The 24,909-nt window shown below is 69.7% G+C and carries 21 protein-coding genes; 13 read left to right on the plus strand and 8 right to left on the minus strand.

The genetic code is table 11. The annotated features are described in order from the left end of the window. Positions 1-206: 206 nt before the first annotated feature. Positions 207-1,406, minus strand: a complete 1,200-nt coding sequence (locus tag FXF68_RS01190; protein ID WP_222869755.1) for an epoxide hydrolase family protein — start codon at positions 1,404-1,406, stop codon at positions 207-209. Positions 1,407-1,732: 326 nt separating this feature from the next. Then, positions 1,733-2,527 (minus strand): alpha/beta hydrolase, encoded by a 795-nt coding sequence (locus tag FXF68_RS01195; RefSeq protein WP_148756953.1) that lies wholly within the window; start codon positions 2,525-2,527, stop codon positions 1,733-1,735. 223 nt (positions 2,528-2,750) lie between these two features. Between FXF68_RS01195 and FXF68_RS01200 the strand changes: the two genes are divergently transcribed. From FXF68_RS01200 to FXF68_RS01215, 4 genes are all read left to right on the plus strand, one after another. After that, a complete protein-coding gene (locus FXF68_RS01200) occupies positions 2,751-3,251 on the plus strand; it encodes a DUF3237 domain-containing protein (protein ID WP_148756954.1) in 501 nt (166 codons plus the stop codon). A gap of 38 nt (positions 3,252-3,289) precedes the next feature. Next, positions 3,290-6,085, plus strand: a complete 2,796-nt coding sequence (locus FXF68_RS01205) for a helix-turn-helix transcriptional regulator (RefSeq protein ID WP_148756955.1) — start codon at positions 3,290-3,292, stop codon at positions 6,083-6,085. A 150-nt stretch (positions 6,086-6,235) separates the two neighbouring features. After that, the gene (locus FXF68_RS01210) at positions 6,236-6,610 is read left to right on the plus strand and encodes a hypothetical protein (RefSeq protein WP_148756956.1); all 375 of its coding nucleotides are present in this window, start codon (positions 6,236-6,238) and stop codon (positions 6,608-6,610) included. Between the two features lie 70 nt (positions 6,611-6,680). Beyond that, a complete protein-coding gene (locus FXF68_RS01215; RefSeq protein WP_148756957.1) occupies positions 6,681-7,715 on the plus strand; it encodes a serine/threonine-protein kinase in 1,035 nt (344 codons plus the stop codon). Between the two features lie 164 nt (positions 7,716-7,879). Here the strand turns inward: FXF68_RS01215 and FXF68_RS01220 are convergent, their stop codons facing one another. Next, complete coding sequence (locus FXF68_RS01220; protein ID WP_148756958.1) at positions 7,880-8,311, minus strand: DUF6010 family protein; 432 nt, start codon at positions 8,309-8,311, stop codon at positions 7,880-7,882. A 244-nt stretch (positions 8,312-8,555) separates the two neighbouring features. Between FXF68_RS01220 and FXF68_RS01225 the strand changes: the two genes are divergently transcribed. The 3 genes from FXF68_RS01225 to FXF68_RS01235 all read left to right on the plus strand — a co-directional run bounded on the left by FXF68_RS01225 (position 8,556) and on the right by FXF68_RS01235 (position 10,685). Next, on the plus strand, positions 8,556-9,503 hold the full coding sequence (locus tag FXF68_RS01225) for a GlxA family transcriptional regulator (protein WP_148758136.1): 948 nt from the start codon (positions 8,556-8,558) through the stop codon (positions 9,501-9,503). Between the two features lie 408 nt (positions 9,504-9,911). After that, entirely contained in the window at positions 9,912-10,322 is a 411-nt protein-coding gene (locus FXF68_RS01230; RefSeq protein ID WP_222869756.1) for a ribonuclease domain-containing protein, read from the plus strand. Between the two features lie 42 nt (positions 10,323-10,364). After that, entirely contained in the window at positions 10,365-10,685 is a 321-nt protein-coding gene (locus tag FXF68_RS01235) for a barstar family protein (RefSeq protein WP_222869757.1), read from the plus strand. A 106-nt stretch (positions 10,686-10,791) separates the two neighbouring features. Here FXF68_RS01235 and FXF68_RS01240 read toward each other — a convergent pair whose 3' ends face one another. From FXF68_RS01240 to FXF68_RS01250, 3 genes are read right to left on the minus strand one after another with little or no spacing between them, the layout of a single operon-like run. Then, entirely contained in the window at positions 10,792-11,520 is a 729-nt protein-coding gene (locus tag FXF68_RS01240) for a hypothetical protein (protein WP_148756960.1), read from the minus strand. Beyond that, on the minus strand, positions 11,517-12,311 hold the full coding sequence (locus FXF68_RS01245; RefSeq protein WP_148756961.1) for a hypothetical protein: 795 nt from the start codon (positions 12,309-12,311) through the stop codon (positions 11,517-11,519). Before FXF68_RS01245 ends, FXF68_RS01240 begins: the two co-directional genes overlap by 4 nt. Further along, positions 12,308-12,679 (minus strand): hypothetical protein, encoded by a 372-nt coding sequence (locus FXF68_RS01250; RefSeq protein WP_148756962.1) that lies wholly within the window; start codon positions 12,677-12,679, stop codon positions 12,308-12,310. The genes FXF68_RS01245 and FXF68_RS01250 overlap by 4 nt, the downstream gene beginning before the upstream one ends. A 69-nt stretch (positions 12,680-12,748) precedes the next feature. Here FXF68_RS01250 and FXF68_RS01255 point away from each other — a divergent pair, with 69 nt between their 5' ends. The 5 genes from FXF68_RS01255 to FXF68_RS41990 all read left to right on the plus strand — a co-directional run bounded on the left by FXF68_RS01255 (position 12,749) and on the right by FXF68_RS41990 (position 18,175). Beyond that, positions 12,749-13,555 (plus strand): hypothetical protein, encoded by an 807-nt coding sequence (locus FXF68_RS01255; protein ID WP_148756963.1) that lies wholly within the window; start codon positions 12,749-12,751, stop codon positions 13,553-13,555. A gap of 312 nt (positions 13,556-13,867) precedes the next feature. After that, positions 13,868-15,376, plus strand: coding sequence for a substrate-binding domain-containing protein (locus FXF68_RS01260; protein WP_148756964.1), 1,509 nt, complete (start codon positions 13,868-13,870; stop codon positions 15,374-15,376). 582 nt (positions 15,377-15,958) lie between these two features. Next, a complete protein-coding gene (locus FXF68_RS01265; RefSeq protein WP_246178161.1) occupies positions 15,959-16,615 on the plus strand; it encodes a class F sortase in 657 nt (218 codons plus the stop codon). Positions 16,616-16,964: 349 nt separating this feature from the next. After that, positions 16,965-18,008 carry a glycosyltransferase family 2 protein gene (locus FXF68_RS01270; RefSeq protein WP_148756965.1) on the plus strand — a complete coding sequence of 348 codons (1,044 nt, stop codon included), beginning with the start codon at positions 16,965-16,967 and terminating at the stop codon, positions 18,006-18,008. Between the two features lie 2 nt (positions 18,009-18,010). After that, positions 18,011-18,175, plus strand: coding sequence for a hypothetical protein (locus FXF68_RS41990; protein ID WP_187437647.1), 165 nt, complete (start codon positions 18,011-18,013; stop codon positions 18,173-18,175). 113 nt (positions 18,176-18,288) lie between these two features. Here the strand turns inward: FXF68_RS41990 and FXF68_RS01275 are convergent, their stop codons facing one another. Both FXF68_RS01275 and FXF68_RS01280 read right to left on the minus strand, forming a co-directional pair. Then, entirely contained in the window at positions 18,289-21,279 is a 2,991-nt protein-coding gene (locus FXF68_RS01275) for a GDSL-type esterase/lipase family protein (protein ID WP_187437648.1), read from the minus strand. A gap of 321 nt (positions 21,280-21,600) precedes the next feature. After that, complete coding sequence (locus FXF68_RS01280) at positions 21,601-24,249, minus strand: bifunctional acetate--CoA ligase family protein/GNAT family N-acetyltransferase (protein WP_148756967.1); 2,649 nt, start codon at positions 24,247-24,249, stop codon at positions 21,601-21,603. Between the two features lie 203 nt (positions 24,250-24,452). On the opposite strand from FXF68_RS01280, the gene FXF68_RS01285 reads away from it, so the two are divergent. Beyond that, complete coding sequence (locus tag FXF68_RS01285) at positions 24,453-24,836, plus strand: hypothetical protein (RefSeq protein ID WP_148756968.1); 384 nt, start codon at positions 24,453-24,455, stop codon at positions 24,834-24,836. The last annotated feature ends 73 nt before the right edge of the window (positions 24,837-24,909 follow it).

Consider the following 24,909-nt stretch of genomic DNA (forward strand, 5'->3'; position numbering starts at 1 on the left):
CGCGCGGCGCAGGAAACACACCGTCCGAGGACGCACGTAGGACGCCCGGTTGAGCAGCCGTCGGCGCTCCGGTGAGGAATGGCCGAGGAGATACACGGTTCGATGGTCCGAGAACTAGGTCACGATCCCGCCTCCAGGGCTTCCTCGCGCATTTCAGATGCCTGCCCAACCCATTCAGGCTCCGCTCAGGCGGTGGCGGTTCGGTTTCAGCGCAGCGATCGGAACGCGGTTCGGATCTCAGCGGCGAACAGCTCGGGTTGCTCCCAGGCGGCGAAGTGGCCGCCGCGGTCGAGCCGGTTGTAGTGAATGAGGTTGTTCGGGTAGGCGCGCTCGGCCCAACTGCGCGGCGCTTGGTACAACTCGTCGGGGAAGACGCTGATGGCGAACGGGATGGAGATGTCCTTGGCGTCGAAGAAGTCGGCCTTGTTCTCCCAATAGAGACGGGCCGAAGAGACACCGGTGCCGGTCAGCCAGTACAGCGTGATGTTGTCCAGGATGTCATTGCGGGTGAGGCCGCCTTCCAGGCGCCCTTGCAGGGCCTGTTCGACCAGACCGGGCTGACCGGTGCCGTCCCCGTGATCGAGCATGAACGCGGCCAGGTCGACGGGCGAGTCCACCAGCCCGTACATCGTCTGCGGACGCGTCGACAAGATCTGCGCATAGGCCACGTGCGAGGCGTAGAAACGGCTCAGCTGCTCATAGGCGCGTAGTTCCTCGTCCGAGAGGCCCGATGGCGGCGGGTCGCCGCGTTTGACCGCCGCGTTGATGGCGGCGGGAGCGGTTCCGGGCATGTTGGAATGGATGCCGAGCAATTCCGGGGCCGCCTGCACACCCATCTGCTGGGTGACGGCCGCACCCCAGTCGCCGCCCTGCGCCACGAACCGGGTGTAGCCGAGACGCCTCATCAGCGTCACCCACGCCCGCGCGATGCGGACCGGGTCCCAGCCGGGCGTGGCCGGCTTGGCCGAGAACCCGTACCCCGGCAGCGACGGGATCACCAGGTCGAAGGCGTCCCGCGCGCTCGCGCCATGCGCGGTCGGGTCGGTCAGCGGCCCGACGATCTTCAACTGCTCGATGACCGAACCGGGCCATCCGTGCGTGACGATGAGCGGAAGCGCGTCCTCGTACCGGGACCGGACATGGACGAAGTGGATGTCGAGCCCGTCGATCTCGGTGACGAAGTGCGGCAGTTCCGCCAGCCGCGCCTCGCACCCGCGCCAGTCGTAGTCCGACCCCCAGTAACCCGCCAGCTCCTGCATTAAGGCCAGCCGGACGCCCTGCGAATCATCGGTGACCGTCTCACGCTCAGGCCACCTGGTCGCATTCACACGCCTGCGCAGATCGGCCAGTTCCGCCTCCGGAAATCCGATCTGGAACGGACGCACCGCATTCTCTTCAGCAGCCACCTTCGTCTCCTCAACTCTTGGGAACGCCCGCACGGCCTACGCCAGCGTCGGGCGCTGACCGCCGCTCATATGACACGACGGCCAGTAGGACCGGGGGGGACGGGACGACGGTGAGCCGACAGCACTTCACGGCGCCCACGGTCGCACTGTGAGTCTCCCCCAACGTCCGCGTCAACAACCCTGACCCACCGCGGCCAGCGTCCGGCCGGGGCAGCGCCCGCCGAGCGCGACACCACTCTCCCGACCCTCGTCAGGACGCTCATGAACGCATCGATCGGCAGGCGCGAAAATCCCGCACCGCGGCCTGACCGCTGGTCAGACATTGATCACCGGGCGTGTTCCAGGGCCCAGGCCAAGGCTTCGTCGGCGATCTGTTCCGCGCCCTTCTGCGCGGGGATGAGATGGGCGTAGCCCTGGTATTCGCGGATCTCGGTGATCGTGTCGGACTTGTAGTGCTTCTTGTTGGACCGCTGGACGGCCGGAGGCATGAGATGGTCCTCGCTGCCGGAGATGAACAGCAGCGGCGCCCGGCCGTTGTTGTGGTAGTCCACCCAGGTCTCCTGCGGGCCTGGCCGGAAGTTCGCGAGCACGCTGCCCCACAGGATGCCGCCGTTGGCCGGGATGTGATAGCGCTCGTACGATGCCCGGGACTCCTCCTCGGTGAAGGTGTTGGTGAAGGCGTACCGCCACTGCTCCGGTGTGAGCCCGACGGCCTTGTGCCGATTGGCGGGGCTCTTGAGCACCGGGAACGTCGACTTCACCTGCGACAGCGGCACCACCTTCACGCCCTCGGTGGGAGCCGAGTTGAAGACGACGCCGGCGGCCCCGAATCCGCGATCGAGCAGGATCTGAGTGAAGGTGCCGCCCGCGGAGTGGCCCATGATGATCGGCGGGCGGTCGAGCTCGCGGACGATCCCTTCGAGCTTGTCGATGATCGCGGGAACGGTGACGTCGGCGATGACCTGCGGGTCGGCGCGCAGCGCCTCGACCTCGATCTCGAAACCCGGGTAGCCGGGAGCGATCACCCGATACCCCTTCGTCTCAAAGTGGGTGATCCAATGCTCCCAACTCCGCGGCGTCACCCAGAAGCCGTGCACAAGAACGATGGTGTTCGGTTCCATGCCCTCAGCATCAACCGCAACCGGCGATCAAGCACTACCCGGCGAGCCAACATCTCCATAGACCCAACCAAAAGTCGGCAATGAGATGCCCTAATACGCCGTCAGGTCACAATGGCGTGCTTGGGGCTCACGCTCGGTGGTGTCGCTCGCCGGCGGATGCGGACGGCAGCACCAGTGGGTCACCCGGGCGCGAACGGGTGCCCCGGCGGGCCAGGCTGGACGGATGATCAACGAACTGCCCGGTCCTTCCCTCACGCAGGTGTTCCGCTTGCAGGCCGTACTCGGCACCCCGCTCGACCTCGGCACCCCGCTCGACCTCGGCACCCAGCTCGACCTCGGCACCCCGCTCGACCTCGGCGATCTCGGGTCCGGCAGGCGCCTGATCGTGCCCTTGACCGGGGGCCGCTTCACCGGGCCCGAACTCAACGGCAACCTGCTGCCCGACGGCAGCGCCGACTGGCGGTCCGAGCTTGCGGACGGCACCGTCCTGGGTCACCTGAGGTACACGCTGCGTACTGACGGGGGCGAGCTGCTCCAGGTCCGCTCGCGGGCCGTCGGGTACGGCGGGGCACAGGCCGACCCGGCCGGCGACCATCTGGTCCGCGCGACCACGCGGCTGCGAACCGCCGCCCCGAATCTCGCCTGGGTCAACCGGGGTGTGTTCGTCAGCGTCGGAGCCCACCGGGGCGCGAGCCTGACCTACGAGACATACCTGATGTCGTGACATAGCTACGCATCACCCGTTGCGGTCATACTGCTGGGATGACGGGCAGTGCGGTCCCCGAGTCACTGCTGCTCGGCCGCCAGGCCGAGTGCGCCGCGATCGAGGCGCTGCTCGATGCCGCTCGCGACGGGCACGGATCGGTCCTGGTCGTCCGTGGCGAGGCCGGGATGGGCAAGACGGCGTTGATGGAATACGGCGCGGCCCGCGCGTCGGCGTTCCGCGTCGTCCGTGTCGCCGGCGTGGAGTCGGAGTCGGAGCTGATGGGCGCCGGGCTGCAGCGGCTCCTCGGCCCGTCGCTGAGCGAGGAGGCCCGGCGGCTGCCCGGTCCGCAGAGCGCGGCCCTCGGGACCGCGCTGGGCCTGCGGGACGGCCCCGCGGCCGACCGGTTCCTGGTCGGCCTGGCCGTGCTCGGCCTGCTGAGCAGGCTCGCCGACCAGCGTCCCCTTCTGGTCGTGGTCGACGACGCGCAGTGGCTGGACTCCGTTTCCATGCAGGTCCTCGCCTTCGTCGCCAGACGCCTGGCCGCCGAACGCATGGCGATGCTGTTCTCGTTACGCGAGCCGGGCGTCGACACCGGCCTCGACGGGCTGCCCGCTCTCGTCCTGGCCGGGCTCGGTGTCCACGACGCCCGCCGGTTGCTGGGCTCGGTGATCCCCGGCGGGCTGGACGAGCAGGTGCGCGACCGGATCGTGGCCGAGACCCAGGGCAACCCCCTGGCCCTGCTGGAACTCCCCCGCACGATGACGCCGGCGGAATTAGCCGGGGGGTTCGGACTGCCCGATGCTCGCATGCTGTCGGGACGCATCGAACACAGCTTCGTGCGGCGCGTCGAGTCCCTCCCCGCCGACACCCGCCTCCTGCTGTTCACCGCCGCCGCCGAGCCGGTCGGCGACATGCTGTTGCTGATGCGCGCGCTGGAGCACCTCGGCATCGCCCTGGACGCCGCCGCTCCCGCCGAGGCGGCGGGACTCATCGATCTCGGCCCGCGAATGGTGTTCCGGCATCCGCTGGTCAGGACCGCCGCCTACCGTGCCGCGCCGCCGGAGGTGCGCCGCCGCGGCCACGCGGCACTGGCCGAGGGCACCGATCCCGAAGCCGACCCGGATCGCCGTGCCTGGCACCGCGCGCACGCGACGGCGGCGCCGGACGAGGACGTCGCGGCCGAGCTGGAGCACCGCGCCGCCCGCGCGCAGGCCAGGGCCGGCGCCGAGGCGGCGGCGGCCTTCCTGGAGCGGGCGGCCGAACTGACGCCCGACCCGCGCCGGCGCGGAGTGCGGGCGCTGGCCGCCGCGCGCGCCAAGCTCGACGCGGGCGCGCCCGGCGAGGCCGAAGCCCTGCTCGCCCTCGCCGCGATCGCTCCGCTGGAGGTGGCCGACCGGGCGCTGCTGGAGCGCGTGCGCGCCCACACCGCGTTCGCACGCACCCGGGGCAGCGACACCCCCACCCTGCTCAGCGTGGCGGCCACGCGGCTCGAACCCGTTGATCCAGACCTGGCGCGCGAGACGCATCTGGAGGCCATGTGGGCGCTGATGCGCAGCGGCCGGTTCGGTACGGCCGACGGCGTGCTGACGGCCGCGAAGGCCGCGCTGGCGCCGCTCGGCGGTCACCCCGTGCGGGCCGTCGATCAGTTCCTGGAGGTGCTCGTCACCCGGCGCACGCAGCCGCACGGCCAGGTGCTGCCGGCGGTGGCCCGGGCGCTGGAGACCTTCCAGCGCGAAGGACTACGCCGGGACAACATCGCCTGGTGCTGGCTCGCCTGCCAACTGGCCATGGACGTGTGGGACGACGCGGCCTGCGCGGCGATGGCCGGCGGTCTGGCCGAGGCGGCCCGCGAGCGCGGCATGCTGACGGTCCTGCCCTTCGCGCTGAACTACTCCGCCGCCCACCACCTCTTCGCGGGACGCTTCGACCTCGCGCAGCAGCTGATCCAGGAAGCCGATTCCATCACTCGCGCGACGCGCAACGTCGCCGTCGCCGACTTCTCCATCCTGCTCGCCGCCTGGCGAGGGGAGCGCGATCGAACCTTAGAGATGCGGGAGCGCGTACTCGCCGACGCGACGGCCCGGGGCGAGGGCTTCGCCGTGGAGGCGGCCGAGTGGGCCGCCGCGACCCTGCACCTGGGCTACGGCGAGTACGGCGCCGCCGCTGACGCCGCCCAGCGCGCCTACGAGCCGGAGGGGATCGGGTTCACCGTGTGGGTGCTGCCCGAGCTGATCGAGGCGGCCGTGCGGTCCGGCGACCGGGCCACGGCGCAACAGGCCTTCGAACGGCTGGCGGAACGCTCGGCGACCAGCCAGGCGCCCTGGGCGCGCGGCATCGAAGCCCGTTCCCGGGCGTTGCTCAGCGAGGGCGGCAAGGCCGAGGAGCTGTACCGGGACTCGATCGAGCACCTCGCACGCTCCCGCGTCACCGTGCACCAGGCCAGGGCTCAGCTGATCTACGGCGAATGGCTGCGCAGGCACAACCGCCGGGTCGACGCCCGCGTCCAGCTCAAGGCCGCGCACCACGCCTTGGACGCCATGGGCGCCGATGCGTTCGCCCGGCGCGCCGAACGAGAGCTGCTCGCGACCGGGGAGACGGTGCACAAGCGAACCGACGACCCGGCCGCGCGGCTCACCCCTCAGGAAGCGCAGATCGCGGGACTGGCCCGCGACGGCCAGACCAACCCGGAGATCGCCGCGCGGCTGTTCCTGAGCCACCGCACCGTCGAATGGCACCTCCGCAAGGTCTTCACCAAGCTGGACATCGCCTCGCGCAAGGAGCTGGCGCGAGCGCTGCGGGCCACCGAGCCCGCGACGGACCAGCCCCTTGGCCGAAGTCACCCGACCGCCTGACCGTCGCTCGTCCCATCGCGCCAGTGGACGACCAGGGCACGCCCCAGGGGTCGGCACGGGCGCGAGACGACGCGACCGCGGGCGATCGTGGACGCATCACCCCCAAGGGCACCCGGAAGAGTGGCCCTGCCAGCCAAGGAGGCAATCCTCATGAGGAGTGTCAAGAAGGTCCTGATCGCGGCCGCCGCCAGCCTGACCCTGGGCCTCGGGATCACCGGCGTCCTCGCCCAGCCGGCGTCCGCCGCCACCGGCACGTGGAAGCTGTGCGACGACTGGAACCTCTGGTCCATCACCCGCGACTGCCTGACCGGCACCAACAACAACCCGCCGCGTGTTCCCGACCTGCGCGCCTGGGCCTACAACGACGCCATCTCCTCCATCAAGACGAACTCGGTGGCCATCGAGGCCTGGACGAACGTCAACTTCCAGGGCACCTACGGCTACTTCGCACCGAACTCGGTCTGGAACGCCCTGGACTACCCCTACGACAACTCCATCAGCGCGATCTCCTACCCCGGAGCCTGATGCCTCTCACCGGAGGGTGGACGCACCTCCACCCTCCGGAGTCCGGTGAATCGTGAAGGGAGGGTGCGCCATGTCAGCGAAGCCGCGCGCGACGGTCCGGTTGTTCGCCACGATCACCGTGTTCGTCCTGACCATCGCCAGCTGCGCCTCCGCTCGTTCTGAGGCGCCGAAGGGTGTGTCAGCGCAGCAGATGGTGCACCTGCTCCAGAGCCAGCTTCCGCCGGGAGAGCTCTCAGGGCAGCAGGGGCATGGGCTGAGTTCCCGGTCCGGTCCCGCGCCCTCCGCCCAACTGCTCTTCGGCTCGAACGGGAACGCAGCGAAGGTGTCGGTGAAGCTCAACAGGTGGCCCGTGCCGGTCCCCGTTCAGTACGCGCAGTGTCCCGATACCACCTACCACCCCTACAGCCACTGCACCCAGACCGTCCTGCCCACCGGAGCCCGGCTCGTCCTCGACCGCTCCCCGAGCGACGAGGACCACCCGTCAGCGGGCGAGCTCCTCAGCGCCCTGCTCACCTACGAGGACGGCAGGCAGGTGTTCGTGTCGGAGACCGGTCGTCCCACCCTTCCTCTGACGCATCGGCAACTCGCCGCCGTGGCGACCTCTTCTCGGTGGAATCCGGTTCTCGCGGCGATGCCCGAGCCGTCCGCCCCTCCGCGGAGCGGATCGGTCTCCAGGCTGACGGCACCGGAGATCAATCGCATCCTCCAGCGGCTGCTTCCGGCAGGGGTGCGCGCCGGGCGACCGGGCGGCGCGGACGGCTTCGGACACCTCGCGGTCGACGACGGCCACGGCAAGAGCCTCGTCGCGGTCAACGTCCAGCGGTGGAGGCCCGGCGACGCGGCCATGACGCAGGTGTTCCGGAACGCCGTCACTCTGCCCGACGGCACCCGTGTCAGCACACGCCGGGGTCCTGCCCCACGCGGAGGAGCAGGCGCCATCGAATGGACCGTCGACACTCTCGGCGCGGACGGCCTGCGGGTGGTGATCTCGACGCTCAACGCGGGCGCCTACCGCCTGCCCGCCGACCGCAGCGCACCGGCCCTCACTCTTGAGCAGCTCCAGCGCATCGCGCTCGACCCCGCCTGGCGCCGGGCCACCGGCTGACGGCTCCGAGACCTGGAACCGGTCGAGCCCCGCACCATCCCGCCCGGAAGCCCGCTCACGAGCTCTCCGCAGCGTCGGATACGCGGCCGACCGGCACTACACCGAGATCAAGGTCGAGGTCATCGAGCCGCCGCGTGGTCTTGATCGGCACGACGGTGGCTCCTTCAGGATCTCTTCGACAGCGACATGTGGCGCAGACCGGCCGATCCGTTCTTGACGCGATCAATGACCGAGCGGCCTCCGGCCAGCGCCCACAGGGCGATGACGGGGTCGCAGAGGGCGCAACCGAACGAGGAATCGTGGAAGGACGGGATGATCGGGTCGCCCTTGACGTGGTGAACCACGTCCCACGCGGTATGAAGCAGCCAGCCGATCCCGATGAACGTCCACGAGTCCAGCCCGCGGTAGGCGACCAATGTGACGACCGCGGTGAACAGGAGTTCCCACAACCCGAGGCCGCCGCCGCTGATGTAGGCGGCTCCCGCCCCGGCTACGAAGACCGCGTTGATCCGCCGCCGGTGCGGCTCCTGGATCAGCGACATCAGGGTGATGAAGCCGAGCCCGATCAGGATCGGCGCCACAATGGGAAGCAGCATCGCTTTCTCCTCGCAGATACGCGGTGCGGACGCGCGGCGCGGAAACGCGGTGACACCGCGGCACGGCCGGTCGGGATCGACACCGAAGATAAGCGGCCAAGAAACCCGTCTCCCAGTGGCACTCCTGCCATACACCAACGGAATAGCGCCAACCGCGGAAACTCTGTATGCCCAGGCAAGATGAGGGCCGTCAGCCCGGACCCGCCTCAGCGCGTAGCACAATTTGGCCATGCACAATGTGGCCATGCACAATGTGGCCGTCCTCGCGCTGGACGGAGTCATCGCGTTCGATCTGACCACTCCGGTCGAGGTCTTCGCCCGCAGCCGCCTCCCCGATGGGAGCCCGGGCTACCAGGTGCGCGTCTGCGCTGAGACACCGCAGGTCGACGCCGGTGTGTTCACCCTGCGCGCACCCTGGGGACTGGACGACCTCAAAGACGCCGACACCATCATCGTCCCCGGCAACACCCACCCCACGGCAGCCCCGTCACCGGCCGTCCAGGACGCGCTGAAGGCGGCCGCGACCGACGGCGCCCGGATCGCCTCCATCTGCACGGGCACGTTCCTGCTGGCCTCGTCCGGCCTGCTCAGCGGCCTGCGCGCGACCACCCACTGGTCCGCGGCCGCCCAACTGGCCGCCGCGTATCCCGACATCGAGGTGGACCCCGACGTCCTGTACGTCGACAACGGCCAGATCCTCACCTCCGCGGGCGCCGCCGCAGGGCTGGACCTGTGCCTGCACCTGATCCGCCGCGACTACGGCTCGGCGGTCGCGGCGCACGCCGCCCGCCTGTCGGTCATGCCCCTCGAACGTGAGGGCGGCCAGGCGCAGTTCATCGTCCGGCCGTTCCCGACCACGCCCCGCGGCTCCGCGCTCGAACCCTTGCTCCTCTGGCTTCAGGACAACCTGTCCCGCGACATCACCGTCACCGACATGGCCCTCCACGCCGGGATGAGCCCGCGCACACTCATGCGCCGCTTCCGCGAGCAGACCGGGACCACCCCGCTCCAGTGGCTCCACCGCACCCGAATCCGCCAGGCGCAACACCTGCTGGAGACCACCGGCCACACCATCGAACGCATCAGCGTCCAGACCGGTTTCGGCTCCCCCACCGCATTCCGCGACCGCTTCAAACGCATCACCGGAGTCAGCCCCGCCGCCTACCGCCGCACGTTCGGGGAACCGTCGTAACCCACCGCCCGGCGCGGATATCGGCATCGAAGACCAGGCGCAGGAGACGGCTCGCAAACTCGGCCGGACAGGGCGCCTACTGACCGCGCGTTCGTGCCGGGTCGTGGGACGGCCTCCGGCGAGCCTGCCCGACCGTCGGGGCGCTGCCCACGCTTCAGCACGGCAAGGAGCCACGCCATGGCCTCGGCTCGGCCCGCCAGGACAGCCTCCGCGAGTGCCTTTTCAGGCAGCATCAGCAGGGCTCGCGGGCTGCCGTGTCATCGACGGTTCTGGGCCGGTGTTCATGCAGTCTTTGTCAGTTTCTTGTTGATAGTGCTGATCAACGAAGTCATCATGACGACTGTTCGCGCAGTCCAATCCGAGGGAAGGGGAATGTCCCTCGGTAGGCATTCGTTCGTGGGAGGTTCCGTGCTCGAAGTGCGTTCCCAGCCGTCCTGGCCGAAGCGGGCCGTCGTCATTCTGATCAGCGTGATGTGCGCGACGGGCGTCGCGGTCGACGTCCCGGCGAGTGCGACCGTCTACAACTCCTGCACCATCTCGCGCTGCTCCGACGGCCGCTATGCCGCGTCGGTGTGGGCCGGGAAGGGATGGCCGTCCAGCAGCGGCTGGTACACCTGGCCGGACGGCCGTTACAACTACACCGGCGGCGTCTACCACAACTACGACGGTCAGCTTCCGGCGAGCGCGTCCTACCACGAATACGACGTCTACTCGCGGGCAAAGGGCGCCTCTCGCGACGCCTACCGCATCGTTCACGGCAGCACCGGCGCGGTCTATTTCTCCCCGGACCACTACTCCAACTTCTACAAGATCTCCTAGAACGGGGCCCGTCCGATGACCTCGCTGCCACCTTGGCTGACGGTGACCAGCGACCCGGCGCCGGCCGTCGTCGACGGGCACGCCTGCCGGACTCGCGCCGCCTTCTTCCGCGAGGCGGCGCGGGCCCTCAAATTCCCCGCCCACTTCGGGCAGAACTGGGACGCCTTCCTGGACTGCCTGCGCGATCTCGACCGTCCGGCCCTCATCGTGGTGCACGCCGACGAACTCCTGGCGGACGAGGACCCGCGACAACTCGCCATCCTCTTCGAGATCCTCTCCGAAGAAGAACTGCCCACGACATTGACCGCCTCCCCCGGCAAGCTGCCGACTCTGCACGCCCGCCTGACCGCCGTCCTCCACTGACAACGGTCCCCACGCGTGGACGGGTTCAGAAGCCCGATACCAACCCACGTTGCTGTCCAAAGCCCGCTGAGCATCGCCAGATATCGCGCGTCCGGGCGAATCTGGGTTAGTGGCCGAGGAGCGATGTGCCCATGGCCAACAGGACGGCGAGGAGGACCGCCGAGACAAGCCAGTTGTATACGGACCTGGGTTTGGCACTGTCGGCCATCGCTTTGCCGATCAGCCCGGTGGCGGCGCCGCCGAAGAAGCCTCCGAGCAGGCCCACGGTCGTCGAGGTCCGCCAGAAATCGTCGGACCCCGTGCCGATCATGAGGAATCCGAGGAACGACAGCGCCCAGACGCCGAAGCCGACCACCATCAGCAACCGGCCTGGCCCGCGTCCGAACAACAGCGATTCCATGACGCTGTCGCCGCCGGTGAATTCCGTGATCTGCTGCTCGTCGTTCAGGCGAACGTCGCGGTGAGCGGTATAGGCGACGCCGTGATCGGTCACGTTCACGTGTGTCCGGAATTCGATGCGTTCACCGACCGGCAAGAGCGGAGTGAGGGTGTGGTCGACCAGCTCACGCAGACCCGGGGCCGCCTGTGGGTCGTCGCGCAGCAACCGCGCGAGCCGGTTCCGCCATTCCACCTCCAGGCCGGCGCGGGTCCGATCCTCGCCCGCGAGCGCTTGGCCGCGAACTTCGCCCAACTCCGCGCGGATGTCGTTCCGCAACGGATGGCGCCTCGCCCAGAAATCGGCGACCGCGTCGCGGGCGGCCGCCCACTCGTCTGAGCACAGGACCCGGACGAGCGCCACCGCCGCGCCCGCAGCCAATGCCTCCTGCTCGCTCACCCACATGACGCCCGCCCGAACAACGCGTCCGGTGCCGCCCCGTTCGTCAAGATCAGGAACGCCACGGCCAAGCCGGCCACGACCACTGCCGTGATGAGCCAGTGCGCGGCGAGCCGACCGCGTTTGGAGGCGGCCAGTTCCGACCCCGCCGTTACGACGAGCCCCCCGACGAACACCACGGCCAGCGCCACCGAGGCCGTCGGCAGGTCACTCGGCAGCGGTGTCGTCCCCGGCGCGCAGGGCCCGGTGAAGGACGCGGCCAGCCTGATCATGCCCACCGCGACCAGGGCCAGGCCGATCACGATCAGCAGCCGTCCGGGGCCGCGCCCGCTCAGCACGAGTTGGAAGAGGTCGGCGGAGTCGAATCGCCGGATCCGCCGGATCCGCCGTGCCTCCACGTCCCGGCCCGCGATGATGATCTCGCCGTGACCGGACACGTCGCCGGTCATCTCGATGACGTGCACGCGGCTGCGATCGCTCGGCGGCAACCGCGGCCCGAGCTCCTCGTCGAGCAGCGGCCGCAGCGTCCCGGCATGCCCCGGCTCGGCGCGGACGAGCCGGGCCAGGCGCATCTCCCACTCGATCGCCAGGTCCCGTCGCAGAGCCGCGTCCGCGGCCGTGAGCTCGGCGTGCATGAGCCCGAGGTCGTCGCGGACCTGACCGGCCTGGTCCGGCCGAATCCCGCTCCACCAGGTGACGATCGAGGCGCGGGCGGACTGCCAGTCGTCGCCCGCGATCGACAGCATGACCGCCTCCGCCGCGGCGCGGACCAGCAGGTCGGTCCGGGTCATCGCCGGATGTCGAGACGGAGGTCGCGGCCTGCCTGGTAGATCCGCGCGCGGCCGCTCGCCTTCGCCGTCATCGTGATCGGCGGCGCCGTGCCGAACTCGGCGCGGAGGAGTGCGCCGGCCTCGGCGTCGGCGCAGATCAGGTCCAGCAGCCGGGTGCGCCAGGCGCGGGCGAGATCGTCTTCGGAGCCTGCTCCGGCGAGCAGGTCGTCCCGGGCCCGGTCGAGTTCGGCCGCGATCGCGTCCGCCTGGTCGGGCCGGGCACGCCGCCACGCGTTGAGCACCGAACTGCGGGTGCTCACCCAGGCGTCGGTCGCCATCGCGCCGATCAGCGCGGACGCCGCCGCCGTCGCCAAGGTCAATTCGTCCATCTGGCCGCTCCCCGTGTCGTCCTTCCTTCTATGATGTGGGAAAAAGCGCCGGAGCACCCCGGAGTAACAATGATCGGTGCCATTGTCGCCGTCATCGCGGCATTCATGATCGCCGGTATCGTCGCCGGGGTCGTCGCGGCGAAGCGGGAACGACGCCGCCGCGCCGAATTCCTGCTGTTCGCGGAGTCACATGGCTGGACGGCCGAAATCGATCCGGCCGCCTATCCCGACCCTGTCGCGACCGCGGGCCAGTCTCCACGCACCCAGTGCACGCTGGAGAAACGCATCGGCGCCCAATGGATCATAATGAACTGGCACCGGTGGACGGAAACTGTGATCGAACCCGGCCGCGGCAGCGACGACTCCGACCGGGTGCGGGAGATCACCAAGGACCTCACCCGCTATTTCGCACTGCTCTCCACCTCGATTCCGGACATGACGGTAAAGCGTCGGTCCCGGGTAGGCGGCCGTCTCCGGCGCAACCAGGCGACCGGCGATCCGCGCTTCGACCGCACCTTCCGTATCGAACATCGTCCGGGCACGGAGGTCGCGTCCTTCCTGACGCCGGACTTACGCGCCGACATGCTCACAAAGACCGTCCCCTTATGGGAGATCGAAAACGGTGTTCTGATCCTCGCCTTCGAGGACCGCCCTACCATCGACAACCTCGACGCACGGGCCATCGCGACGGGACGCGTCGCCGCCCGCCTTCTCGGCGAGGCCCCACCCGCCGCCGAAGAGACCGACCAGATCGTCCGCAAGCGCATCGACTGGCGGCACCCTTACCGCGACCACTCCCCGTCCGACTTCCTGGCCGGGTTCCTAGGCCTCGGCGCCCTGATCGCCGCCATCATCTACCTCGTATCGCACAAGTGAGGACGAGGCCGTCGCCTACATGGTCTCCGCCTACCGTTCCGGAACTTGGCGTCCCCTTCCGAGCCGCTCTCCGCGACGTCCGACGAAAGCAGAGTGCGTCTCCGGTGGAAGGCCGCTGAGCCAGCCATTGAATCGGTCCATTATGGGCCGCATGCGGCGACCGGATTCTCGTAGATGAATCAGCCGCCACTCGTAGTTCACTTGCCGGTTAACGCCGGGTGACGTCGAGATATGCAAGCCCTTTATTGAACGGTTCGCGGTACTTTGAGCGTCTCATCGTGGCCGGTTCCTCCGCGTTCAGGGAGAAGGCTCATGCGGGGCGATGCGTTCGACGTGCTGACCAGCTTGAATTCGGCGCTCGACAGCAGGGGGCTGTTGACCGGGCTGACGGTCGGCGTGGTGACGTTCGTCTGCGGCCTGGTGTACGGCAGGTTCCGCAAGCGCCGGCTGATCAGCTGGGCCGTGCTGTACGACGAGCCGATCAACCGGACCTTCCAGGACGACGGCCCGGACATGTGGGAGATCTCCTCCCAGGGACAGGAGATCGACAAGGGGAGCCTGGTCGTCCTGGACATCGCCAGTTCCGGCCGGGACGACATCGTCGAACAGGACTTCGCTCTGCCGCTGTCCTTCCAGTTCCCCGGGCGCGAGGTCGTCCATTTCAAGGTCCGCGATTCAGAGCACGTGCGCAGAAAGACCATCGACGCCCCCGACGAGGAGATGCAGCCGCCCGACGACCGGTCGAAGATCGTCCTGCCGCTCTTCTCGCTGAACCGGGGCGTCGGCTTCAAGTTGCTGGTTCTGCTCAAGGAAACCGCCTCCGGGACCGGTACGACCAATGACCGCAACTACCAGGTCGTCGACGGCGGGACGGTGCGGGGCGGCGAGATCCAGCGGCGCAAACCCCACGACCGTCGCTACTGGTTAAGGGTGATCGCGATGGGCACGGTCCTTTTGCTGTTGCTCGGTCTCACCGGTGGCATCTATCTGGCGAACCGGGTCGTCACCCCCGCCCCTGAATGCGCGATCGGCGCGTTGACCGTCCAGGGCTCGACCGCATTCGCGCCGATCGCCAACAACGTGGCCAACGAATACGAGAACGCCTGCACCGGCGCGTCGATCACGATCTCCGCCGTGGGAAGCGGCGCCGGTCTGGACGACCTGCGCCAGCGTCCGACCCCGGGAGTGATCGCCATGACCGACGGCGAGGAGGAGGGGAGCACGCCGGGGCTGACCGTCCGCCCGGTGGGGCTGGTGATCTTCGCCGTGGTGGCCAACAAGAACCTCAAGCTGTCCGACCTGACCACCGCACAACTCCGCGACCTGTTCCGGAACAGCCCGTCTTCGGCGAACGGCAGCTTCATCGTGGTCGGACGCGACAACCGCTCGGGCACCCGACGAACCTTCGAGCAGACCGTCCTGGGCACCCGAAGCACCGACTTCCCGTCCTCGGCCACCTGCCCGACCTTCCCTCAGAGCGCACCGACCGCCTGCACGATGAACACCACCATGGACCTGCTCACCTACATCGACCGCACGCCGAACGCCATCGGATACGCCGAAGCCGACGCGCTCACCTATTTCCCGAACGTCAGGACCCTTCGCATCGACGGCGTCCCGGCCACACGCTCGGCCACGCTGAAGGGCTCCTACCATTTCGTCGCGACCGAGTACCTCTACACCGCGGGACAGCCGCACGGCCTGACCGCCGACTATCTGCAATTCCTCACCAGCGACCCGATGACGGCGCGGCTGCGCGACCACAGCTATGTCGGCTGCTCGGAACTGTCCGGCACCGCGCTCGCCGGCCAATGCACCTGACCGTGGTCCGTAGTTCGTAGGCCCGGTTCGCCGGGTCGACGTCGATTCTAGAAAGGCTGTCGCCGCCGACGTTGACGATGTCGTCGATGCGTCCGGCGGTCCAGAGGTAGCCGTGGACATGGCGTCAAAGCCCACCCGGCACCTGGCCTCCTCTCTGAAGGCGTTTCGGACGCAGGGGATGGACCACTCAATTTGACCTTGACCTGCGACGACGGGTTTTGCGGACGGCGGAGAGGCCGCTTCCGGCCAGCGCCGCTTGTACCCCCGCCCGGGCCCCAATTCGTCGTCGCTACCCCTTCCGATGAGCTCCGCGGTCCGGCCAAAGAACCGCGTCTTCGCAGGTCAGAGGCCATGAACGAGGACGACCAGGCGACCGCTTTGGTCCGGTCCGGACGACGGAAGCGACCTCGTCAAATGAGCCATCACTAAAGGATCTTGATTGGAGAACCTCACAAGTCACAAGCCGTTCAATTGCGGTTTTACTCACACAAAGAATGAATCTTCACCCCAGGCATTACGGTTCCCATCTGCGCCGCGATACGAGGCGCCATCACCATCGGTCGAGCGGGGGGAGTACGTCCCGTGGTGCATCGTGGCCCGCGCCCGCGCGTCCTCGCGGCCGCCGCCGCCGGGCTGTCCGGCCTGGTCGTGGCGGGCCTTCTGATCGTCCAGGCGTTCGGGGGGCACCAGGCCGCCGCTCCGCCCATGCCCGACGACGCCGCGTCCAGGCCCGCCGCGCACCCCGCGTCGTCCCTGACGACGCTGCCGCCTTCGGTGCCGTTGCGTCTCGACGTACCGCGGATCGCCGTCCGGACACCGCTGATGAAGCTGGCCAAGAACCCGGACCAGACCGTCGAGACGCCGCCGCTCCCCCGTGCCCGGGAAGCGGGCTGGTACCGGCTCGGCGCCGCTCCCGGCAGCCGCGGGGCGGCCGTGATCATCGGACATGTGGACACGGCCGACGGCCCCGCGGTCTTCTACCGCCTGGGCGCCCTCCGCCCCGGCGACCGCGCGAGCGTCCTGCGCGCCGACGGCCGCACCGCCGAGTTCCGGATCGACTCGGTCGAACACGTCGGCAAGAACCGGTTCCCCACCCGGCGGGTGTACGGCGACCCCGGCTACGCGGCGATCCGGCTGATCACCTGCGGCGGGCGCTTCGACCGCCGCAGCGGTCACTACACCGACAACGTCATCGCCTTCGGCCACCTGACCCGGGTCAGCGGCACGGGGACGCGCTGACATGCGCCCCGACTCCGAGCACGGCATGGCCGTCCCGCAGCGTCCCACCGGCCACCACCTGGGACACCACCGGCTCTCCCAGCGCGAAACCCTCCCGCCCGGCCATCTGGCGGTCCCGACCGCATGGGGCCCCGGCGCCTCGCCGACCGTCACCGTCCCGGACCGGGTGATGCCACGCCACCGCCCGGCGCCCCCGCAACCGGTCGCACCACGTCCACCCGCCCCTCCTCGCCGACCGGTCGCCACGCCACCGCCCCGCCCGCGTCCGGCGCGGGCACCGGCACCGGCACCGGCCCGAGCCCACCCCCGGGACGGCAAACGCGACCTGCCCCCTATCCAGCCGGACGCGATGCGGGTGACGGTCCTCATCCCGGCGCACAACGAAGCGAAGCAGATCACCGAGACGATCGCCTCCCTGCGCCGGCAGGAACGCGCGCCGGACCACATCGTCGTGATCGCGGACAACTGCACCGACGCCACCGCCGCGTTCGCCCAGCTCTGCGGCGTCGAGATCGTCGGGACGCGCGGGAACCGGCACAAGAAGGCGGGCGCGCTGAACCAGGTCCTGGACCGGCTGCTGCCGATCTTCGGCCCGGACGACGCGATCATGGTGATGGACGCCGACTCGGCGCTCGATCCCGGGTTCATCCGGCACGGCGTCGACTACCTCGCCTCAGGCCGCTACGCCGCGGTCGGCGGCACGTTCACCGGCAAACCGGGCGGCGGCGCGGTCGGGATGTTCCAGCGCAACGAGTACGCCCGTTACGCCCGGGACGTCCGGCGGCTCCAGGGCAAGGCGCTCGTCCTGACCGGCACGGCCACCATCTTCCGCGCCGCCACCCTTCAGAAGGTGGTCGCCGCCCGCCGCGAACGCCGCCTCCCCGGCCTCCCCCACGTGTACGACGTCCGGGTGCTGACCGAGGACAACGAACTCACCCTCGCGATCCTGCACCTCGGATTCCGCATCCTGTGCCCGAAGGAGTGCATCCTCACCACCGAGGTCATGCCGACCTGGCGGGAGCTGGCCCAGCAGCGGCTTCGCTGGAAGCGCGGCGCACTGGAGAACCTCGTCGACTACGGCTGGACGCCGATCACCCGCCCCTACTGGGGACGGCAGCTCCTCTCCTTGATCGGCATCCTGGTGATCACCGCCTACCTGTCCTCGCTCGCCTATTCGGCGATCTGGCTCGGCGGGATCCAGATCAGCCCGATCTGGGCCGCCGTCACGGTCATTTTCATGGTCGAGCGGGTGGTCACCGTCCGGCGGCGGGGCCCGCTCCAGATGGCCCTCGCCGGCACCATCGTCGTCGAAATGATCTTCGACGTCTTCCTCCAGATCGTCCAGGCCCGTGCTTTCTGGCAGGCCGCCTGGCGCAAAGAAAGGAAATGGTAGGCATGTATAACAATCCCCCCATCGGCGGCGTGGCCGCCGGGTTCGGTGGCGCCGCGGCCGCCTCCCCCTGGCTCGGCCTACAGGCCCTCTGGATCGGCCTGGCCCTCTTCACCGTCGTCTCCGCCGCCCTGGCGGTAAAGCGGATCCTCCCGGCCCGCAAGCACTGACCCGGCAGGACCGCAGCCATGCCGACACACGTCGGCCGCTGAAGACGGCTTCTAATGCGTTCGGTCCTGCGGCCTGATGTGAGGCCGCAGGACCGTCCTATGGGGAACGCGGATTATGGGTGGAAGGTGTCGAAGTAGTCGGCCGGGAGTTTGTTGAGCCAGGCGTGGGCGACGCCGGTCCAGCCGATGCGCAGGAAGTCGGCTTTGCCGTCCCCGTCGAGGTCGGCGAACTGGATGTCCTTGGGCGGAAGGTCCCCGTCATCGGCGATCTTGCCGATGTCGCGGTAGGTGCCGCCGGAGCCCCGGGGGCCTTCGTTGATCCAGGCCCTGGCGCCGCCCTTGAGCGTGATGAGGATCCGGTCGGCGCGCCTGTCGCCGTTGATGTCGGCGTACCTGATCTCCCTGGGGTTCTGCAGGGCGCCGCTGATCTGCTGCGGGGGCGTCCAGTCCAGGTAGGTCAGCTGCCGTTCGGTGGCGAAGCCCCGGTTGTACCAGGCGGTCGTGGTGCCGTCCGGTTTGATCAGCAGGTAGTCGTCGCGGCCTCCGCCGGTGACGTCGGCGAACCGGATCTTGGTGGCGGGGTCGATGTTCAGCCGCTCTCCCGCGGAGCCGTTGGAATAGACGTGGGTGTTGTCGCGGGTTTCCATGCACATGCGTGAGCCGGACGGATTGTCGGCCTTCCAGGTGTGCAGGTCGATGGTGCCTTTCAGGTCGACGACCATGCAGTCGGGGAAGCCGTCGCCGTCGACGTCGCCGAACCGCAGCTGATTGCCGACCGCTCCGGGGCGAGGTTTATAGGAGTTCTGGCCTTCGACGAACGGGACCCATGCCTTGCCGGACGGGCCGCCGTTCCACCAGAACCGGAAGTTCTGATTTTTGTCCACCGTGACGAACTCGGCCTTGCGGTCCTGGTTGATGTCGACCATCCAGAATTTGTCGGTGGAGGGAAACTGCTTGGCCTGGATGACCCCGCGGTCCTCCCAGTTCGTGCCCAGTTTGGAGCTCTTGTCGTCGGTGCCCGTGCCGCCGTCGGTGATTCCGCAGGCGTCGGACACCTCTCCGGAGTCCTGGTAGACCGGATCGAGGATCCGTCCCTGCGCGTCCGCCTCGTTGGCCGCCTTCACGAACGCCGCGCCGATCTTGTCGTAGCCCTGGTCGGTGGGATGGTTGGCGTCCGGGCCGATGTCGGAGAGCTGCAGCCCGGTGTCGACGTACATCACGTTCACACCCTCGTCCCCGAGCCGCTCCACCAGGCCGGGGATCTGGGCGTTGAAGGCCCTGCCCCGCGCGTTCCAGGCCGGGTCGGGGTAGGGCTGGACCCCGGCCACCAGCACGAGGGTGCTCTCGGCGTCCTTGCTGATCTGCCTGATCAGCGATTCCAGCCGTCCGATCGCGCCGTCCATCTGGTAGTTCTGGTTGACGTCGTTCCCGCCCGCGATGAGCGTGATGATGTTGGGTTTGTAGAGCTTGACGGAGCAACTGGCCTTGTCGGCGATCTCATGGATCTTGCGTCCCGACCAGCCTTCGTTGTCCCGGTCCGCCATCCGGCCGACCCGCACCGAGCCCACCAAGTCCACCTGGGGGGTGTCGTCGGTGTCGTTCATGAGCTTGGCCCTGGTGCCCCCCTCGCCGGTTTCCCCGCCTTTGCGTTCGGCCAGCTCTTGCAATCCCTGGTCGAGGACGTCCCGGTAGCCGTTTCCGTCCGAGCTCTTCTCGCCATAGGTGGTCGATGACCCCAGCGGCATGGCGCGGTAGGCGTACCGCTGCTCGTCGCGGGGGCCGACGATCCAGTTCTCGGCCGATGCCATCTCGATGGCGGCGTCGAACGCCTCGGCCATCTTGGAATACCCGCGGTCGTTGAGATTCAGGCCGTCGCCGGTCAGATCGTCGGTCGTGATCTCACTCATGTCGACCAGACCGACGTGCTTGCCGGCTCTCGCCCGCTGCGCGACCACGCTCGGGATCTGCTTGTTGAAGGAGGCGATCCTTTCTTGGACGGCCTCGTCCCGCGCGGGCGCCAGGGTGGACACCAGCACCGTGGCCTTGGGGGCGTCCTCGATAATCTGGTCGATCAACGACCCCAGCTCGGCGGCGGTGGTGGCGATCCCGCCGCGTTCCATGTCGGTGGTCCCGGCGTTGAGAAGGACGACGTTGGGCTTGTACTGCGGGACCACGGTGTCGGCCCTGCGCGCGATCTCATCGATCGTCGCGCCGGGATAGCCCTCGTGGTCGGGGTCGGGCGTCTGCCCGGACCGCTGCGAGCCGACGAAGTCGAAGCTGTGGACCTCGCTGATCGTCCTGCGGCGCAGTTCGTCCCGGAAGCCGGATCCGTGCGAGCTGCCGAGGCCCTGGATGCGGACGTCACCCAGGGGCATGACCCCCAGATCGTCTATCCGTTCGGTGGCTTCCGCCGGCCGCACCCCCGTCTGCTGGTAGATCCATCCCTGGATGGCCTGCAGGGCCACCGCGAACTGCTGCGGGCCATGGAGGCCGACATACACCCCTTGGAGCCTGCCGTCACGGATCACACCGGCGCCGGAGTCACCTTGGAGGGGAGTGCCACGGACCCCTTGCATCTGCAGCAGCGCCCCGTCGGGGCCCCAATCACGCATGGGCGGCACCGCGCGGTTCAGCTCCACGTCGAGCCTGGCGGTTCTGAGCTCCAACGCCGGCGGACCGCCCGGCTCGGTCGGTCCGAAGCCGTGGATGTCGACCTGCTGAAAGACCGGCGGCCTGCGGGTGTCGTCGTACGCGATGCCCCGGTTGAAATTCCCCACCGCGACGTCGAGCTCAAGCAGGGTGACATCGGTGTTGGGATGCGGCACATTGCGTCTCACCGCAATGTGCGATCCAAGGCCACGGACTCTGCCGCCGACCCGAACCGAAATGGTCCCTGTGGCGGGCACGCAGTGCGCTGCGGTGATGACCCAGTTCGGCGCGATGAGCGATCCGGTGCATCTGTAGCTTCCATCCAGCAGCACCTCGACCTGCCCCCACGAGGCCAAGGCCGCCTCACCGTTGATGACGGCCCGTGCGGAGGGCGCGCCCGGGGCGCCCAGGACGGCTAGCACCGCGATCAGCGCTATGGCCAGGCTGCGCGACACCGGTCCCCCGCGCGAGACCCACCTCATCATGATCTGCCCATTCGTAAATCCAATTCCACTCGGAAGGTGACGTGAACCTGACGAAGCAATTTGCCGTCACAGGCCCCGGCGCTCAATCCCGCCTACGAGAACCGCCCGGTACAGCCAGCGCTACCCCGCCCGCCAGAACACCGTCAGGCTCAGGCGTCCGGCGCCGCCACACCGCAAATTCGCGCCATGGCGGACCCGAGCCGACGGCACGAGGGCGCGCGAGAGCGCCGTGCCGGAGACGGCGGACGCGGGAAGAAAAGGCTGAATGGCGATTTCGCCGATGTCGCCCGGTCAGCGCAGGCGGCGTAGGTAGGGGTCCCATGTCCGGCGTGGCGCGAGGCGGACGCGGGCGTCGACGGCCATCACTCCGTCCGGCCGGACGATGGCCGGGTTTAGATCGAGCTCGGCTATCTCGGGATGGTCCGCCACTAGCCTGGAGAGGCGGAGCAGCGTGTCGCGCAGCGCCGCGAGGTCGCCGGCCGGCCGGGCTCGATGCCCCAGCAGCAAAGCGGACAGGCGCGGTTCGCGGATCAGGTCGTCGGCCTCCTGCCCGGTGAGCGGGGCCAGCCGGGCGGCGCGGTCGGCCAGTGCGTCGGTGTCGATGCCTCCGGCGCCGAAGACGACCACGGCGCCGAACACCTCCTCCTGGACGGCGCCGCACAGAACCTCGACGCCGTCGGCCGCCATGGTCTGGACGACCACGCCCTCCAGGTCGTCGCCGAACCGTGCGGCGAGTCGGCGGAAGGCGTCGCGGACGCCGCCGTCCCCGTGCAGGTCCAGGTGCAGGGCGCCCGCCGCGGTCTTGTGCACGACGCCGGGGATGTGCGCCTTCAACGCGACCGGGCCGCCGAGTTCGCGGGCCGCCGCCACCGCTTCGTCCTCGGACCGCGCCCATCGCCAGGGGACGAGCGGCAGGCCGTAGGACTCCAGGAGGCGGAAGGCGTCGACGGGCGGCAGCCACCCGCCGTCCGGGGATCCGGTCAGGAAGCGGGCGGTGATGCCCGCAGCTTCCTCGGCCCTCAGGTCCGGCATGGCGGGCGGTGCATCGGGCGGGACGCCCCGCCGCCGCGCGTGGGACCAGGCGTGGGCGAACGCGCGGACGGCGTTCTCCGGGTAGGCGTAGCACGGCACGCCGTCATCGTTGATCAGGACGGTCTCCGGCTGCCCGAGGACCACGGCGGCCAGCGGCTTGCCCGTCCCGCCGCCGAGCGCTCCGCGCAGGTCGCCGAGAGCCGTGGGCGCCAGGAGCACCAGCACGAGGTCGACCGCTTCGTCTGCGGCGACCACGTCGAGGACGTGGCGGAACGCCTCGGCCGATACCGCCGCCGTGGTGTCGACGGGGTTCGCGACCGCCGCGTAGGCGGGTAGCAGTGCCGCCAGGCGCCGCTGCGTGTCCGGCCCCAGGATGGGAACGGTCAGTCCGGCGTCGGCGCAGGCGTCGGCGGCGAGCACCCCGGCACCGCCCGCGTTGGACACCACCGCCGCCCGCGGCCCGTCCGGCAGCGGCTGGGTCGCCAGCAGCGCGGCGGCATCCACCAGTTCGCCCAGGTCGTCGGTCGCCACGATCCCGGCCTGCTCGAACAGCGCCCGGCGGGTGAGCTCCGGGGTCGCGGCCGCGGCGGTGTGCGACGCGGCCGCCCGGGTGCCGGGCGCCGAACGTCCCGCGAGGACGGTCAGCAGCGGCATCCTCGCGGCGACCCGGCGCGCGGTGCGGGCGAACTTGCGCGGGTTGCCGAACGACTCCACGTGCAGGATTCCCAGCCGGGTCGTCTCGTCCGACTCCCACCACATGAGGAGGTCGTTGGCGCTGACGTCGTACTTGTCCCCGACCGAGGCGAACGAGGAGACGCCGACGCCGAGGCGCGAGAGTTGCTCCAGCAGCGCGATCCCGACGCCGCCCGACTGCACCGCCACGCCCGCCTGTCCGGAGACGGGACGGCGGGCCCCGAACGTCGCGTCCAGCCCGATGGCGGTGTTGGCGATTCCCAGGCAGTTGGGCCCGACCAGCCGCATGCCGTGCTCGCGGCACACCGCCAGCAGGTCGCGTCCCTGCGCGGCGGACAGCCCGGAGCTGAGCACCACCAGGGCGGACGTGCCGAACCGCCCGCACGCGGCGGCCACGCCCGGCACCGACTCCGCGGGCACGGTGACGACCGCCAGATCCGGCGGTTCGGGGAGGTCGGCGAGGGACGCCACGCACGGGACCCCGTGCAGGTCGGCGGGCCCCGCGCAGTGCGGGTTCACCGCGTGGACGGCGCCCTTGAAGCCACCGGCGACGATGTTGCGCAGGACCTCGGCGCCGACCGTCCCGGTCTTGCGGGACGCGCCGACGACCACGACCGTCCGGGGGCGCAGCAACGGCTCCAGGCTGGCCACGTCCGCGCGGCGTTCCCGCTCGGCCACCGCGTCCAGGTAGCCCTCGTCGACGGCGAGCGGCAGCGTCAGGTCGACGACGCCGCCGGAGACGGTGCGGCGGGCGGGCATCCCGGCGTCGGCGAAGACCCGCAGCATCGCGGTGTTCTCGGCCAGCGTGTCGGCCCGGAACGCCCGGACTCCGTCAGCGCGGGCCAGCGACCCCAGATGCTCCAGCAGCAACGTTCCGACGCCCCGGTGGTGCATCCGGTCGGCCACCGCCATCGCGACCTCCGCCTCCCCCGGAATGTCGGTCGCCTCATACTCCGCCACGCCGACCAGGTCCCCGTCCAGCCACGCGCCCAACGCGGCGTGATCGTCGCCGTCCGGGCGGCAGACCCGTGCCGCCACCGCGCCCGCCATGCCCCGGTTCAGGCCGAAGAAGCGCAGGTAGAGGCTCTCTTCGCACAACCCGCCGTGCAGTTCGCGCACCGCGTCGCGATCCGTCGCGGCCAGTCGCCTGATCTCCACCTGCGTTCCATCGGTCAGCAGGGCGAACGCCCGCGCGCCCGGACGGCTCTCTGTCATGCCTTCATGGTCGAACGGGACGGACCCGCAGATCAGCGTCCCAAGGTCACCGGCCACCGGGACCTTCGTCCCACACCTTCGTACGCGCCGCGGACGGCGGCCGGGCCCAACGGCCAGGCCGCCGAGGGCCAAGGTCCCTAGGGCGAACCGTCGCGCACGGCCAATGCTCTTGTCACCGGCCCACCCGCAGAAGGAGGCTCCCAATGCCTGGCACAGTTCCGGAGCAGTTCGACATTCAGGTCACGACCACCGCGGACGTGACCCAGGACGACGTGCGACGCGCCCACGAGATCGTCACCCGGGTGCTGGCGCACGCACCGCGCCCGGTCCTGCACGTCAGTGCGACGCTCAGCGTGCACCACGACCCCGCCGTGCCCCGGCCCAATCTGGTCTCGCTCCGTGTCGATCTCAACGGGCTGCCGGTCAACGCCCACGCCGCGGCGGCCTCGATGCAGGAGGCGATCGGCCTGGCCGGGACCCGGCTGCGGGCCCGCATGGAGAGTTCGGTTCAGCGCCGGGACGCCTTTCGCAAGACGCCGCGGCACGCCGGGACGGCCGACAAGGCCGAACGCCGACAACTCGGATGAGGGACGGACGCCGCCCGCCCCGGGACAAAAGTCCCTACGGACGGGAGGCCGCGCGGCGGACGCTGAGATCGGC

Origin of the sequence: Actinomadura decatromicini, from assembly GCF_008121305.1 — a bacterium.
In the GTDB taxonomy this organism is placed as follows: domain Bacteria; phylum Actinomycetota; class Actinomycetes; order Streptosporangiales; family Streptosporangiaceae; genus Spirillospora; species Spirillospora syzygii.